Annotated in this window: 8 protein-coding genes and 1 pseudogene; 6 read left to right on the top strand and 3 right to left on the bottom strand. The window is 62.7% G+C overall.

Annotated elements, in window-relative coordinates; genetic code table 11:
- Positions 1 to 20: 20 nt before the first annotated feature.
- Together FZ025_RS15340 and FZ025_RS15345 are read left to right on the top strand one after the other, a co-directional pair.
- Positions 21 to 485 (top strand): chemotaxis protein CheW, encoded by a 465-nt coding sequence (locus FZ025_RS15340; RefSeq protein WP_046981265.1) that lies wholly within the window; start codon positions 21 to 23, stop codon positions 483 to 485.
- A 219-nt stretch (positions 486 to 704) separates the two neighbouring features.
- Positions 705 to 5,360, top strand: coding sequence for an RHS repeat-associated core domain-containing protein (locus FZ025_RS15345; protein WP_244292384.1), 4,656 nt, complete (start codon positions 705 to 707; stop codon positions 5,358 to 5,360).
- Between the two features lie 390 nt (positions 5,361 to 5,750).
- On the opposite strand, the pseudogene FZ025_RS15350 reads toward FZ025_RS15345, so the two are convergent.
- Positions 5,751 to 7,305: pseudogene (locus FZ025_RS15350) on the bottom strand (IS3 family transposase).
- A gap of 134 nt (positions 7,306 to 7,439) precedes the next feature.
- Between FZ025_RS15350 and FZ025_RS15355 the strand changes: the two are divergent.
- Positions 7,440 to 8,489 carry a glycosylasparaginase gene (locus FZ025_RS15355; protein ID WP_104558592.1) on the top strand — a complete coding sequence of 350 codons (1,050 nt, stop codon included), beginning with the start codon at positions 7,440 to 7,442 and terminating at the stop codon, positions 8,487 to 8,489.
- 14 nt (positions 8,490 to 8,503) lie between these two features.
- A complete protein-coding gene (locus FZ025_RS15360; protein WP_046978408.1) occupies positions 8,504 to 9,226 on the top strand; it encodes a copper homeostasis protein CutC in 723 nt (240 codons plus the stop codon).
- Between the two features lie 136 nt (positions 9,227 to 9,362).
- On the opposite strand, the gene FZ025_RS15365 is transcribed toward FZ025_RS15360, so the two are convergent.
- Both FZ025_RS15365 and FZ025_RS15370 read right to left on the bottom strand, forming a co-directional pair.
- Positions 9,363 to 10,862: a leucine-rich repeat domain-containing protein gene (locus tag FZ025_RS15365; protein WP_146093555.1), complete on the bottom strand. Its 1,500-nt coding sequence runs from the start codon at positions 10,860 to 10,862 to the stop codon at positions 9,363 to 9,365.
- 474 nt (positions 10,863 to 11,336) lie between these two features.
- Positions 11,337 to 12,410, bottom strand: a complete 1,074-nt coding sequence (locus tag FZ025_RS15370) for a sialidase family protein (protein WP_046978406.1) — start codon at positions 12,408 to 12,410, stop codon at positions 11,337 to 11,339.
- Positions 12,411 to 12,519: 109 nt separating this feature from the next.
- Between FZ025_RS15370 and FZ025_RS15375 the strand changes: the two genes are divergently transcribed.
- Together FZ025_RS15375 and FZ025_RS15380 are read left to right on the top strand one after the other, a co-directional pair.
- Positions 12,520 to 13,902, top strand: a complete 1,383-nt coding sequence (locus FZ025_RS15375) for an alpha-L-fucosidase (RefSeq protein WP_104558593.1) — start codon at positions 12,520 to 12,522, stop codon at positions 13,900 to 13,902.
- A 254-nt stretch (positions 13,903 to 14,156) separates the two neighbouring features.
- Complete coding sequence (locus tag FZ025_RS15380) at positions 14,157 to 14,381, top strand: hypothetical protein (RefSeq protein WP_046978405.1); 225 nt, start codon at positions 14,157 to 14,159, stop codon at positions 14,379 to 14,381.
- The last annotated feature ends 853 nt before the right edge of the window (positions 14,382 to 15,234 follow it).

The raw sequence follows: 15,234 nt of genomic DNA on the forward strand, positions 1-15,234 counted from the left end.
GTTCCAGGACGACGTAATCCATGAGCAGCTACGCCAGCAACGACGAAATCCGCGGTGTCCTGATCCAGGCCGGCAGCGAGCGGGCGCTGCTGCCCAACGCCACCGTCGCCGAAGTGATGTCGCGCGTGCCGGTCGAACCGCTGCCCGACGCCCCGCACTGGCTGCTCGGCCAGATCGCCTGGTACGGCTGGAAAGTCCCGCTGCTCTCGTTCGCCCGCCTGACCGGCCTGGGCAGCGAGACCGTCGCCTCCAACAACAAGATCGTCGTGCTGAAGGCGCTGGGCGGCAACCCCGACCTGCCGTACTTCGCCCTGATCACCCAATCCTTCCCGCAACTGATCTCGGTCCCGCGCGATGGCTTGCTTGCCGACGCCTCCGAGGAAACGTTGCCTGCTGGCGTGCATATGCGTGTGCTGCTGGGTGAGCAGAGTGCGTTGTTGCCGGATATGGAGGCGATCGAGGGGATGATTGGGGAGCGGTTTTAGGTAGTGGCTTAAATAGAGAGATCGTTGTAGCGCTGACGCATGTGTGAATTGACAAGGCTATGAAAGGGAGTTTGTATGCCAAGGCTGTTTTTGGGTGTTTGTACGGCTGTGCTTGCTCTTGCTTCCACGTTTCTATGTGGGAATGCGGCCGCCGTCCAGTCCAGTCAGTATTGTTATGAGAGTGCTTGCTTTGCTTCCCTCCAGGAGGCTGAGGCCGAAATGCGGACTTATTTCGCCTATGGTAAGCAACTGATTCGTTCCAGGACTGAAGTCAACGATCAGAGCGCGACACCAATAGTGAGTCTTGTCTATGTGGCTCCTGATCAAGCGCCGACCCACTTCAATCCCCCAAGCTACTCTATTGGTGGGTGGGGTTATGAAGCTATCCCGGGATTCTGCAAGCAGGCAGAAGATCCCAATTTTCCTGGGCGTTGTGCGGATGAGGCGGAGATAGTCCATAACATGATGACCTATTTCCAAGGAGTTTATCCGGATTGCACCTTCTCTAATATACGTGTTGAAGGGTCGTATGGTGAGCCGTTCGTATATAGTCGTGATTATTACGGTGCTGGTTATTTGGATTTCATGACGCCACAGGATAGGTGGCTTAAAAATGATACTTGGTGCCCAGGCTGGGGGCAGGACTATCCCGACCCATGGCAGTTTCAGCTGGTAAAGGTGCAGACTTATGATTGTCCTGTCGGGTTCTGGCCAATTTGGGGCTACAATCCGGCATATAATAACACTGGCAATCCGGATTATATCGCAATTTGGCCCTATCTTTGTACTGCCGGAAAACCTGAGCAGCGTATAGTCAAACGAGATGTGGGTGGTCCAAGTCAGACGCCTTCTTGTCCGGCTAATGAAAATCCGTGCTTCCCCGCAACAGCGGATAAAATGCGTAACGAGCCAGACCTTTGGTTCGCTGGAAAACCATTCTCTCGCTATTACCACTCGTTGCAAGAGATTCAGCAGGGCGATGCTGTTGGAGTCGGTTGGGGGCACACATTTTTGGAGAGGGTGAGTGGCCTTACCAGGCCATCCATCACGACAGAGGACGGGGTTTATCAATTTTTTATTCAGACCGGCTATCACATTTATCGAGGGGCTCAGAACAGCGAAGATCTATTGGTTGTTCTGGATGATGGGTCTTATCTTCTAACCAAAGCCAATGGCGAAAAGCGATTTTACTCAACAGATGGAAGCTTGCTCAGCATTGTTTCGGAAAAAGGTGCCGCTTACGATGTGGCGCTGACATACCAGCGCGGCCAACTGGTTCTGGCGACGGATGGCTTGGGCCGTACACTAAGTTTTAGCTATGCCAATGGCGTTTTGAAGCGCGTAAGCCAAAGCGATGGTGGCTATGTTGATTACGACTATGATTCGGAAAGGAATCTGGTCGCTGCCAACTATGCTGATGGATCGGTTCGTTCCTATTATTACAACGAGGAAGAATCTAGCCCAGCTAATATCCGTCATCTGCTGACAGGTATTGCGGATGGTGCTGAGCGCTATGCGACATTTTCTTATGATTCCCGTGGCTTTGTTGAAGGTAGTGCGCTGCACGCTGCTGGCACCAAGGTTGCAGAGACAAGAATTAGCTATGTCGATGGCGAAAGTGCGCTAGTCACTACGCCGTTAGGAGAGTCCCTTTCGTATGCGTTATCCAATGGCGCTTTCAAACAGGTTACCGGTATTTCCGGCAGCGCGGGCACAAAAGTAGATGGCTACGACCAGAATGGAAGACTCACTTCTTCAATTGATAGACGGGGGGTGAGTGCAAGTCATAGCTACTCCGATGCAGTCGCTTCTGCTTCCGATGCCGTCAGGGTTTCAACGGTGGCTGTTCAAACTTTGCAGGAACGTTCTACCGAGACTGCACGCGACGATAAAAATCATGTTGTAGAAAAGAAGGTCAGTACCTCGCAAGGTGTCGTTTCGTTGGAAAAGTTTGCATATAATTCTGCGGGATTGCTTTCTTTTTATTGTGAATACGCTCCGGGCGAGTCTTCGGCACTTTCATATCAATGTGGATCCCAAGCTTCTGCGCCAGTGGGTGTGCGGCAGACTAGCTACGCATACTGCGCAGAATCGGATGTTGCAAATACGACAGATGCATGCCCTCTTGTTGGGCTCATGAAAAGCATTGATGGGCCGTCTGTAACCTCTTCTGATGTAGCTTTCTACAGCTATTACCCATCCGACGATACGACCTGCGCTACTACACCTGCAACGTGCCCCCAACGCAAAGGCGACCTCTGGAAATTCACCAACGCCCTGGGCCAGGTGACCGAGTACCTATCCTATGACGGCGCCGGCCGCATGCTGTCGATGAAGGACGCCAACGGCACCATCACCGACTTCACCTACCACCCCCGGGGCTGGCTGACCGCCAGCAAGGTGCGCGGCACTGACGACACCGGCGAGAGCGACGACCGCATCACCCTGATCGACTACTGGCCGACCGGCCTGGTCAAGCAGGTGACCCAGCCGGACGGCGCCTTCACCGCCTTCACCTACGACACGGCGCACCGCCTGACCGATATCGCCGACAACGCCGGCAACACGCTGCATTACACGCTGGACAACGCCGGCAACCGGGTCAAGGAAGACACCAAGGACGCGTCAGGCACACTTAAGCGCACGCTGTCGCGGGTCTACAACCAGCTCGGCCAGTTGGCGACGCAGGCTACCGCCAGCGGCGACCCGACCGACTTCGGCTATGACGCCAACGGCAACACCAAGACCGTCACCGATGCGCTTAGTCACGTAACCCAGAACGACTACGACCCGCTCAATCGCCTCGCCCGCACGTTGCAGGACGTGGGCGGCATCGCCGCGGAGACGAAGTTCGGCTACGACGCGCTGGACAACCTGACCAAAGTCACCGACCCGAAGGGCCTGGACACCACCTACGCCTACAACGGTCTGGGCGACATGACCAAGCTCACCAGCCCTGACACCGGCGTCACCACGTACACCTACGACAGCGCCGGCAACCGTGCCACGCAGACCGATGCGCGCAACATCAAGACCACCTACAGCTACGACGCGCTGAACCGGCTGACCAAGGTCACCTATCCGACCAGCAGCCACAACGTCACCTACACCTACGACGTCAGCCAGACCACATGCGCCAGCGGCGAGACCTACGCCATCGGCCGCCTGTCCCGGATGCAGGACAGCAGCGGCACCACCGACTACTGCTACGACCGCTTCGGCGACCTGGTGCGCAAGGTGCAGACCACCAACGGCAAGGTGTTCGTGCTGCGCTACGCCTACACCAAGGCCGGCCAGCTGAGCCGGCTGACCTATCCCGACGGCGCGGCGGTGGATTACGTGCGCAACGCCCAAGGCCAGACCACGGAAGTGGGCGTGACCCCGGCCGGCGGCACCCGGCAGGTGCTGCTGGGCAACGCCACCTACTACCCGTTCGGCCCGGTGGCGAGCTGGTCCTACGGCAACGGCCGCCCGATGCAGCGCGTGCTGGATCAGGACTACCGCCCGCTGGCAGTCAGCGACACCCGCAGCGACGGCCTGAGCACCGGCTTCGCGTTCGACCCGGCCGGCAACCTCAGCGCCCTGACCGCCGCCGGCAACACCGCCCCGGTGGTCAGCCTGGACTACGACGCCCTGGGCCGATTAACCGCATTCAAGGACGGCCCGACCGGCACGGTGATCGACGGCTACAGCTACGACGCCACCGGCAACCGGCTCAGCGCCAAGGTCAATACCAGCACGCAGAGCTACACCTATCCGACCACCAAGCATCGCCTGAGCGCGGTAGCCGGCACCGCGCGCACCTACGACGCGATCGGCAACACCCTCTCCATTGGCGGCACCGCGCAGGAGTTCGCCTACGACGCCACGGGCCGGATGAGCCAGGCCAAGCGCGCCGGCACGGTGGTCATGAAATATGGCTACAACGGCCGCGGCGAGCAGGTGCGTCGGGTGGACAAGACCAACACCTACACGCTGTACGACGAGAGCGGACACTGGCTTGGCAACTACGACGCCAACGGCGCGTCGCTGCAGCAAGCGATCTGGCTGGACGACCTGCCGGTCGGCGTGCTGGCCAAGAACAGCCTGCGCTACGTGCAGCCGGACCACTTGGGCACCCCGCGCGCGGTGATCGACCCGGTGCGCGACGTGGCGATCTGGACCTGGGACCTGAAGGGCGAAGCATTCGGCAACACCTCACCGGATCAGGACCCGGACAAGGACGGCACCGCGTTCGTGTTCGACATGCGCTTCCCGGGGCAGCGCTACGATGCGGCGACAGGGTTCAACCAGAACTACTTCCGGGACTATGACCCCAGCACGGGGCGGTATGGGCAGAGTGATCCGATTGGGTTGAATGGCGGCCTAAATACCTATGGATACTCTTTGCAGGCTCCTTTGGATCATAGCGATGCTTGGGGCTTGGCAACATGGAAAGGAAATAGCTACGGTGTAGGTGGAGGTGCGGGCCGGTATGGCGGTTTCATTGATTTTTATCAGCTTACTTCACCATGCCCCGATGGAGGTCTTGCGTATGTATACATCATGGCTTTGGGAGGGGCTGGTGGTATCGGTTATCCAATATCTATGACTGGATCATCTGTGGAACTTTCGGACGCCGATGGGGTGCCTGATCCAAATATTTTTAATGGCCCATATGCTAAGTTTTCGGTGGGTTCGGTTTCTTTTGGTCCCGGCTACCAGCTTTATCAGAAAATTACGATAGGCGGAGCTTGGACGTCACTCGATACAGGCGCAAAAGGCTCGGGTTGGCATCAATCTCAAGGAGGCTTTGATGGTTCGCTTTATTCTGTGGGGGTCGGGCAAGCCATTGTTCTAGAGAAAAAAGAATGCAATAAGTGTGGAGGTAAGTGATGAAGGGTGTTTACATTGTGCTTATGCTCTCTTTCGTTTTTTGCTTGATGGTTGGTGGAGGGATGCGTTGGATTGCCTATATGAATTTCCCCAAAAGGAAGCCTTTTCGTTCTGTGGGTGATAGGTGGGGGTTTTGGTTGTCCGTGTGTGGTGTGGTAGGCATGGTTGCACTAACGATTGCGTACGAGAACTTCAGCAAAAACATGTAGCTTCGGATGATTCCGTCGGGGTGAAATAACTGGATATACCACTGGGTTATCTGGTCGCAGCAGCTATAGATGTATTTGATCCACCGTCTGACTCGCCACGGGCAATTCGATGACGCATCACCCATTCAATCCCACCCCGCTCTGCCGCATGCGGTGCATGTCAAGATAGTTGTCGCCTGATTCATGCGGCTTCTTGAGTTTCAGTGGCTGCCGCGACGGCGGCCTCCTTCTCCGGATTCAACGCGACGGCAGTGATGCGCTCCCAGTTCCGGGTTCGACCGCTCCAGCGTGCCGGGTTGGCCTGACGTGCTTGCTGGTACAGCCCATGACGGGCCTGGAGGATGGCCAGGTCCTGTCCGGCGTGCCGCTGCTCGGGGCTGACATAGCCGATGCTGCTGTGGCGATGCTCGACGTTGTACCAACGTACGAAGTTCGCTGCCCATTGGCGCGCGCCGTCGAGGTCGGCAAAGCCGGTGGCCGGGAACTCGGGGCGGTACTTGGCGGTGCGGAACAGCGATTCGACGAAGGCATTGTCGTCGCTCACGCGCGGGCGCGAGTACGACGGCTTGATGCCCAGCCAGTACAGCATCGCCAGCACGGTGGTGGCCTTGAACGAGGCGCCGTTGTCGCCGTGTAAGACCGGGCGGTGTGCGGGATCCTGAAGCACGATGTTCTCGGCCAGCGCCGTGCGCCTGACCAGGTGCGTGGCATGTTCTGCCCCATCGCTGTCGTGCACCTCCCAACCGATGATCTTGCGGCTGTACAGATCCATGATCAGGAACAGGTGGAACCAGCGACCTGCCACCTCGGCCGGCAAGTAGGTCATGTCCCAGCACCAGACCTGGCCCGGCGCCGTGGCGATATGCGTGCTCGGCGCCCGGCTGGGGCGCGGGGCGCGAGCACGGCCGCGGCGGGCGTTCTGGCCGTATTCGCGCAGGATGCGGGCAAAGCTCGATTCGCTGGCGATGTCGCGGCCTTCGTCGGCCAGCATCGGCACGATGCGCGCCGATGGCATGTCGGCAAAACGCGGTTCGTTGGCGACGTTCAGCACTTGAGCACGCTCGTCCTCGGTCAACGCATGCGCTGGGCGCTTTCGTACCGCGTGTGGACGTCGATCGCCAGTGACCAGACTGTCATTGGACCTCCATCGTTGCAGGGTGCGGACATCGATGCCGGCAATGCGACAGGCCTGTCCCAGCCGGGCACCATCACGGGGGGCTTGTTCGATGTCGGCCACCAGGCTTTGACGATCTTCCAGAACGATCATTCGTCCTCGCCTTTGCTGAAGATCGTCTCGAGTTTTTTGACAGCACCAGCAACGCGGCCGTCTCGGCCAGCGCCTTGTCCTTGCGCCGCAACTCGCGCTCAAGCTCCCGGATACGACGCCGGTCCTGTTTGTCCTGTCGAGTATCGGCTCCAATCTCGCCAGGCTCGGCCAAGCTGCGCTGGGCCGCCTCGCGCCACCGCGTCAGCTCTTGCGGGTACACCCCGTTGCTGCGGCACCATGCACCACGCGAAGCCTCGTCCAGGCTGGCCGTCGTCAACACCGCATCGAACCGCGCCGCCGACGTCCACAGCCGCTCACGTTGCGGTTCGGCCAGCGACTGGCTCAGCCAACGCTCCAGCGTCGCTTCGGAGACGCCACTCTCCCGCGACACATCGCTTACCGCCGCGCTCTCCGGCGGCAGCAAACGCGCCACCGCCCTGTTCTTGAACTGTTGTCCGTATCGTGCCACTTCAACCTCTCGTCATCGCCCCTTGGCTTCGGATCCTATCGGGGCGACAACTATTCTGACGTAGGGCGCATGATGCAAGGCCAACCGCGCGCGCTTTGCGCTGCGCCATCCTTCCCCGCGCTGGAGCCCACCCAATGCACGAACGCCGCCACTTCCTCAAGACCGCCGCCTTCGGCGCCCTCGCCACCGGCCTGGCCGCCGCGTTGCCGCGCGCACGGGCCGCCGCCAGCAACGGCGTCGCACCGCTGCCGCGCGGCGCGGCGCGGGTGATCTCGACCTGGGATTTCGGGATCGCGGCGAACCAGGCGGCGTGGCAGGTGCTGGCGCGCGGTGGCGCGGCGCTGGATGCGGTGGAGGCCGGGGTGCGGGTGCCGGAGGCCGACCCCGACAATCCGACGGTGGGGCTGGGCGGCTATCCCGACCGCGATGGGCGGGTCACGCTCGATGCCTGCATCATGGATCACACCGGCGGCTGCGGGTCGGTGGCCGCGCTGGAGGACATCGTGCATGCGATCTCGGTGGCGCGGCGGGTGATGGAGAAGACGCCGCACGTGATGCTGGTCGGCGACGGGGCGCTGCAGTTCGCGCTGGCGCAGGGCTTCGAGCGCACCAACCTGCTGACGCCGTCGTCGGAGAAGGCGTGGAAGGAGTGGCTGAAGAAATCCGAGTACAAGCCGGAAGCGAACATCGAGAACCGCGCCTACCAGAAGGGCACGCTGCCCGGCGGCAAGGACAACCACGACACCATCGGCATGCTGGCGCTGGACGCGCACGGCAATCTGTCCGGGGCCTGCACCACCAGCGGCATGGCGTGGAAGATGCACGGGCGGGTCGGCGACAGTCCGATCATCGGTGCCGGTCTTTACGTGGACAACGAGGTCGGTGGCGCGACCTCGACCGGCGTCGGCGAGGAAGTGATCCGCAATGTCGGCAGTTTCGCGGTGGTGGAGATGATGCGCCAGGGCAAGAGTCCGGCCGAGGCCTGCCGCGAGGTGGTGATGCGGATCGTGCGGCGCAAGCCGCAGCTGACGCGTGACCTGCAGGTCGGGTTCCTGGCGATGAACAAGCGTGGCGAGGTCGGTGCGTTCGCGATCCAGCCCGGTTTCAGTTACGCGGTCTGCGATGCGCAGCGGCAGGATCTGTTGCTGCCGGGGCAGAGCCATTTCGCGAAGCCGGCCGCGTGAGCCGGGTCGTGCCGATGGGACTGGAGGTTGCCGCCGATTCGATCGGTTCGGCGCTGGCGGCGCAGGCCGGCGGGGCGATGCGGGTGGAGCTGTGCGGCGGCCTGGACGGCGGTGGGCTGACGCCGTCGTTCGGCACGCTGGCGGTGCTGCGCGATCGCTTGACCATTCCGCTGTACGTGCTGATCCGCCCGCGGGTCGGCGATTTCGTGTTCGACGAAGCGGAAGTGGAGGCGATGCGCCGCGACGTGGAGCAGTGCGTGCGGCTGGGCTGCGACGGGGTGGTGCTGGGGGCGCTGGATCCGGCTGGGGAAGTGGATATGGCGACGATGCGGGTGCTGATCGCGGCCGCCGGAACGCTCGGGGTGACCTTCCACCGCGCGATCGATGTCAGCGCCGATCCGTCGCGGGCGCTGGAGGATGCGATCGCGCTGGGCTGCGAACGCGTCTTGACCTCGGGGGCGCGCGCGACGGCGTTGGACGGCATGGAGCGCATCGCCGCGCTGGTGCGCCAGGCCGGCGATCGCATCAGCGTGATGCCGGGGGCCGGCGTGTCCGAGCACAACGTGCGCGCGCTGCGCATGCAGACCGGCGCGCGCGAGCTGCACGCTTCGGCGCGTACGCCGGTCGGCGCGCAGGTGCATGCGCCGCATGCGTACATTCGCGACCTGGGCGGCGATTACCAGCGCACCGACGTTGCGCGCGTGCGCCGGATCGTGGCGTTGTTGCAGGAGCCGTAGCGCCCTGGCGACGAGCCGCCGGGGACGCCAGGGAAAACCCCGTGCGCCATGGTGGACATCGAGCGCCGTGCCGGTCGCCGTGGCCGGTTTGCAGAACAACGCCCGATCTGCGAGTGCGCAGCTAGTCCTATGCGTGCTACGGGTTGGCGTGCGAGTCAGCTTCCGGTTGCTCAGGTAGAAAAATAGGCAGCACTGGAAATGCTTTGCGATTTTCTGGCTTAAATAGCACCGCTCTCTCGCGTGCCTCCCACATTTGAACAGCTTTGACGAGGTTGACATAGTTGGCTTCAGACGTTTCTGTGTAACCTTGCAAATTTGCATTCTTTAGACGTTTCCACTCCTCATCATGGGAACCGTGTTCTGCGCGTTCCGCCAACATGTCGCGCTTTCTTTCGATATCGCTTTCCCACAGCATCCGTTTGATGGCATCACTTTCACCTAGCGTTCTAGCGGCTTCCCCAGGTCGAGATTCTCGTTCGTAGCTTGGATTGCCCAGCAGGAATGGATTCTTGCCTTCGGACAACAACTCTAGCATCGCCACTCCAGTAGCGTTGATTTCGTCCGATGTGAGCTGAATTTGGCTGGCGGCGATTGTGGCGAGCCGAGCTTCGATGACATCAGGTGGCCGCAGATTAGCGAGCTGAGCTTGAAGATGAGAGGGGACCGTGATCTTGCAGCCGGCAGGCAGCTGCGCAATTGTTGCAGGAAGCGCGGCCAGATTATTGCAGCCGCGCAGATCGAGAACTTCAAGCTCCCCGAGCTGCCCCAGTTTCTCCGGGAGCGCACGTAATTGCTGGCACCTACTCAACTTGAGTTGCTCCAGCTGCGACAAGTCGCACAGTGCTGGCGGAAGCAGTTCGATCTTGGCCTTATCTAGGTGCAGCTCCAGCAAATTTTTCAATCTGTGCATGTCAGACGGGAGGCTTTGCACGGGCGAGCCACTGAGATCAAGTTTCTGAAGTTTAAGCAAGCCTGTCGCAGAGGCGGGGAGCGACGTCAGGCCGGTATTACCCAATGTCAGGTCTTTCAGGCTGGTCAGGCCCTGCATTTGACCGGTGGCATCGGGACTCACCAAATTATCGGGAAGCGCCATGAGCTTGGGGCTATTGAAAACGTTGAGCGTCTCCAATCTACTAAGGTTGCACAGCGAAGCGGGCAAAGCCGTTAACGGATTTTGACTGAGTTGCAGATCGCGAAGATTTCTCATGTTTCCGATGGATTCTGGAAGCGACTGCAGGCAAGCGGAGATAATCTTTATACTATTAAGGTTGGCGAGTTTTGTTATCCCTGTGGGGAGACTTGGCAGTGGGCGGCTTTCGATTTCCAATGTCCTGCAGTTTGGATCGACTGCGCGGATGAGTATGTCTGCCGTGTGCTGCAGAGCCGTTGGTACATGACGTTCCGCGCCATTCATACGTCTGGTCACATCTTTCCAACTAGGCTCCCATGAGGCGAGATTCTGCTCGCACTCGTGCTGCCATTTCTGCACTTGTTGCTCGAATGGGAGATCCTGCATGCTCGTGGTTCGCTGTAGACCTGCGCCCTGGAGCCGCGGCGGCGCCATGGCGGTGCGCGACAACAGCTGTGGCGATTCGGTAGCGTCGAGATGGAAGCGCCTGCGTTCGGTGTCGTTCAAGTGTGGCAGTCCAGGTTCGGCAGCCGGCTCCGGGGCCGCCGTCGCGGATGAACCGGGCAGTATTGAGTTTCTTGATATCTGAGCCATCCTGCGCAGCACGCGCGCAGGACGTGGCGCGGTTGAAGACGAGGCGCCGGATTGCGGCTGATTCTGGCGCCGGACCGGCGGATGCAGGGGAACACCTGTGCGTTCCATCGCGGCGCCGGCCGCGGGATCGGGCGGCGATCCTGCAGGAGCCGCGGGCGTTTGTGTCGAAGCACCTGGTCTCTGACGATCGGCGTTGGGTTGACCCGGGGGAGTGCGGCCGCGAGTGGTGCGGAACATGTGCTGTCCTCAGTCTGTGCCAGGTTGTGCGATCAGCGAAGATCATCCGGCGTCGGCGCACCGTGCCCAAGCCGCGGGACGAAGTGCGTGTGCCTGTGGCGAACCATCCGCTCGCCGATCGGTGCGGGCAGCGCCAGCCCGCGGCAAGGTTCAGCGCGCGGCGGGCGTGATCGGGCGGCAGCCAAGCCGTGCCGGATCCAGCACCACGTGCTTGATGCGGATGCGCTTCCAGGTGTAGCTGATGTGCACCAGCCCGTCGCGGGTCTGGATCACCGCCGGGTACGAGAACTCTTCGTGGGGACTGTTTTCCAGGGTCAGCACGCGGGTCCAGTGGGTGCCGTCGGCGGACAGCGCCACCGCCAGCACGCCGCGGCCGTCCCACCAGTCCTTGCCGGCTTCGGTGGGGTTGTAGACCAGCAGCGAGCGGCCGTCGGCCAGGACCAGCGCGTCGGTGCCGGAATTGGGGTTGGCCAGGGCGAGCAGGGTCATCGCTTCCCAGCTGCGGCCGTGGTCGCGCGACCAGGTGCTGAACACGTGGTTCTGCTGGCTGCGGCCGATCGCCTGCACACGGCCGTCGGCGTGCACCAGCACGCTGGGCTGGATCGCGCCGATCCGCGCCGGGTCGTTCAGTGCCGGGCCGCGGGTCCAGTGCGCGCCGTCGTCGTCGGACCACTCCATGTGCGCGACCCAGCCGGCGTCCTCGCTGCTGCTGGGGCTGAGGATGCGGCCGTCGGCCAGCTGCACCGGCTTGTTCTTGATCGGGCCGAGGATGCCGTCGGGCAGGCGCGCAGGCGTGGACCAGTGCGCGCCGCCATCGGCGGAAGTGGTCTGCATGCCCCACCAGCGCTTCGGGTCCGGGCCGACCTTGTAGAACAGCCGCAGCGGTCCTTGCGCCGGCTGGAACAGCACCGGGTTCCATGCCGGCAGCGGCGCGCCCTGCGGCTGCGCGCCGTCGGCCACGCGCTGCGCCGGTCGCCAGCCCTGCGCGTCGCGTCGCGCGACCCAGATGCCGACGTCGTCGGCGCCCTCGTGGCGGCCGCCGAACCAGGCGGCGAGCAGGCCGTCGCGGGTTTCCAGCAGGCTCGAGGCATGGCATTGCGCGGTCGGTGCGTCGGCGTTGACGAATTCGCTGTAGACGATCGGCGACGGCAGGCCGGCCGCCGGCGCGGCGATGGCGCGCATGGCCAGCAGCGACAACAGGGGCAATAGTGACGAGCGCAGCATTGTGGTCTGGTCCTGCACGGTCTTGAAGATACCTATTTATCATCAATTAAATACCATATGCTGGTTGCGCCGGCAGCAACGGCTGCCCCGACGACTGCGAGGACCTGCGATGCCGCCGAACCGCCCGCTCTCTCCGATCCGCTGGCTGGCCGCGCTGGGCCTGACCGCGCTGGCCGCGCCGCATGCGCTGGCCCAGAACTTTTCCGAGGTGAAGCCGTCGCCGCAGCAGGTCGCCTGGCAGGACCTGGAGTTCGGCGTGATCGTGCACTTCGGCACCAATACCTTTCTGGACCGCGAGTGGGGCGACGGCAGCGCCAGCCCGAAGCTGTTCAACCCGGACCAGGTGGACCCCGCGCAGTGGGCGCGCGCCTCCAAGGCGGCCGGCGCCAAATACCTGATCCTGGTCGCCAAGCACCACGACGGCTTCTCGCTGTGGCCCACCGGCGAGAGCGCGTACTCGGTGAAGAACAGCCCGTGGCTGGGTGGCAAGGGCGACCTGGTGAAGATGACCAGCGAGGCGGTGCGCAAGCAAGGCATGGGCCTGGGCATCTACCTGTCGCCGTGGGACCGCCACGAACCCAGGTACGCCGATCCCACGGCCTACGACACGTACTACGCCGCGCAGTTGGTGGAACTGGCCTCGCACTACGGCCCGCTGACCGAGTGGTGGCTGGACGGCGCCGGCAGCGCCGGCCACGTCTACAACTTCGGCAAGTACCTGGAAGAGTTGCGGACCTATCAGGCCAACGCGATGGTGTTCGCCGACACCGCGCTGTTCGAATACGGCGACGTGCGCTGGGTCGGCAACGAGGCCGGGGTGATCGAGGGCGAAAACTGGGACGTGATCGACCGCCACGGCTACCTGCGCTGGCGCCCGGTGGAAGTGGACACGCCGCTGCACACGCTGCAGTGGTTCTGGCACCCGAACAGCGAGCAGACGCTGAAGAGCGTGGATGAGCTGGTGCGGATCTGGGAAGACAGCGTCGGCCGCGGCGGCCAGCTGGTGCTGGGCATCGCCCCGGACACGCACGGCCTGCTGCCCGACGCCGACGTCAAGCGCCTGCAGGAAATGGGCCAGGCGCTGCAGGCGCGCTACGGCGCCGAGCGCAACCTGGTGCGCGGCCGGCTCAAGGCCGACGACGCGATCGCCGCGGCGGTGGACGGCGACCGCGACACCTTCTGGAGCGCGCCGGCCGGCTCGCACCACGCCACGCTGGAGCTGCAGTTCAAGCAGCCGCTGACCTTCGATACCGCGATGGCGATGGAGTGGCTCAACGACGGCCAGCGGGTGCAGAAATACGCGGTGGAAGTGTTCCGCGACGGCGCCTGGGTCAAGGTCGCGCAGGCGCAGGCGATCGGGCACATGAAGATCGATCACTTCCCGGCGGTGACCGCCTCGCGCGTGCGCCTGAACATCCTGTCCAGCGCCGACGCGGCGCATATCCGCGAGTTCCAGCTGTTCGACACCGGCACGGGCGCCGTCGCGCGCTGAGCGTGCGGCCGCGGCAAGCTGGCGTGGCCGCCTTGCGATCCGGCGCAGCGAAAAAAAGCGCGCAGCGCACGCAGCACGCGGGTCGCGGACATGCGGCCCGACCGACGGCGCTTCAGTCCGCCGCCGCCGCGCCGTTATCCAGGAGATGCCGGGCGCTGCGAGCGCCGGGCGAAACGCGGCGCGACCGTGCGGCATGGCCATCGGCCGTGCCGCGACAGGCGTTGCGTCCGCTGTCGATTTCCCGGGAACGCGCCATGTCCGAACCAGCCAGCAACCCTCCCGCCACGGCGGCAGCGCCAACCGATCCGCTGCGCGCGTTCGCCGACGGCGTCCGCAGCCGCGGACGGTCCTTGTCCACCGAGGAAGCCGTGCAGCTGATGGCGTTCGTGAGCCGCACGCAGTCTGCGCGGCAGGCCTGCCCGCTGCTGGTGCCATCGGCCGCGTCGCTGCGCATGCGCGATGCGGTGGCTGTCGAATAGCCGGGTTCCAGTGCCGGGGCTTCAGGCTTGCACAGGCGGCTTGCCCGTCAATGCCGCTTGCCCCGTTGCCCGCCCCCTGATCGAAGATGGCGCGCACCATGCAGGCCACATTCCAGGCGGTGGCGTGGCATCGCCGAACGCCGACACGCTCTGTGGGTCCAGGCAGGGCCGTAGCGGCCAGCGCCAACCCAAAAGGCCAGAGCGGATGTCTGGGGCAAGGGACCGGAGGAAATATTTGGTTCAATCGGATATTTCCTCTGGCCCTTTGTTTCTGGCCCTTTGTTTGCAAGGAGTTCTGCGGCAAGGCAATGGTCGCTTGGGCACATGCCCGTGGTGTGCAGCTGCGGCTGATCTGACCCACCCCGGACTCTAAACCTGACCGCTACTCAGCGCGGGGGGACGTCGACAGGAACCCGCGCCAAATGGCGACGGGATGTCGGGAGGTTAGAAACCGCACGTAGCCGGCGGCTCATTTCCCCGAAGGGTGTTGTATTCGCCGCCCTCCCGACGCAGACCGCGCGTCGGAGTGTGCCTGCGGACAGGCACAAAAACCCACCGGTTTGATGGAGGTGGGTGCCGCTACGTGAGGAGTTTCTACGCTCCTTGGAGGGAATGGCGCTACTGGTTTTTTGGGATGTCAACTGGTTTGGGGCTGTAACGCGAAGGTGAGCTTTTAAGTGAAGCTGACCCCGTTACTGGGCTTTGGTGCTGTATCGAGTCTTGGTCATGGCAGGTGTGATGCCGACGCCCCGTCGCAGGAGGTTAGACAATTCCTGCCGTTGGGTGCGAGCGAGTCGGAGATCGCTGCAACATCGATGTGCGCCGACTGCGCACCGTAACCAGATGCTCCTGT

Source organism: Xanthomonas hyacinthi (assembly GCF_009769165.1).
GTDB classification, from domain to species: Bacteria; Pseudomonadota; Gammaproteobacteria; order Xanthomonadales; family Xanthomonadaceae; genus Xanthomonas_A; species Xanthomonas_A hyacinthi.

Bases quoted from the DNA above. Each gene is read 5' to 3' on its own strand.
- FZ025_RS15340 (WP_046981265.1), top strand. From the start codon at position 21: ATGAGCAGCTACGCCAGCAACGACGAAATCCGCGGTGTCCTGATCCAG.
- FZ025_RS15345 (WP_244292384.1), top strand. From the start codon at position 705: ATGCGGACTTATTTCGCCTATGGTAAGCAACTGATTCGTTCCAGGACT.
- FZ025_RS15355 (WP_104558592.1), top strand. From the start codon at position 7,440: ATGCACGAACGCCGCCACTTCCTCAAGACCGCCGCCTTCGGCGCCCTC.
- FZ025_RS15360 (WP_046978408.1), top strand. From the start codon at position 8,504: ATGGGACTGGAGGTTGCCGCCGATTCGATCGGTTCGGCGCTGGCGGCG.
- FZ025_RS15370 (WP_046978406.1), bottom strand. From the start codon at position 12,410: ATGCTGCGCTCGTCACTATTGCCCCTGTTGTCGCTGCTGGCCATGCGC.
- FZ025_RS15375 (WP_104558593.1), top strand. From the start codon at position 12,520: ATGCCGCCGAACCGCCCGCTCTCTCCGATCCGCTGGCTGGCCGCGCTG.
- FZ025_RS15380 (WP_046978405.1), top strand. From the start codon at position 14,157: ATGTCCGAACCAGCCAGCAACCCTCCCGCCACGGCGGCAGCGCCAACC.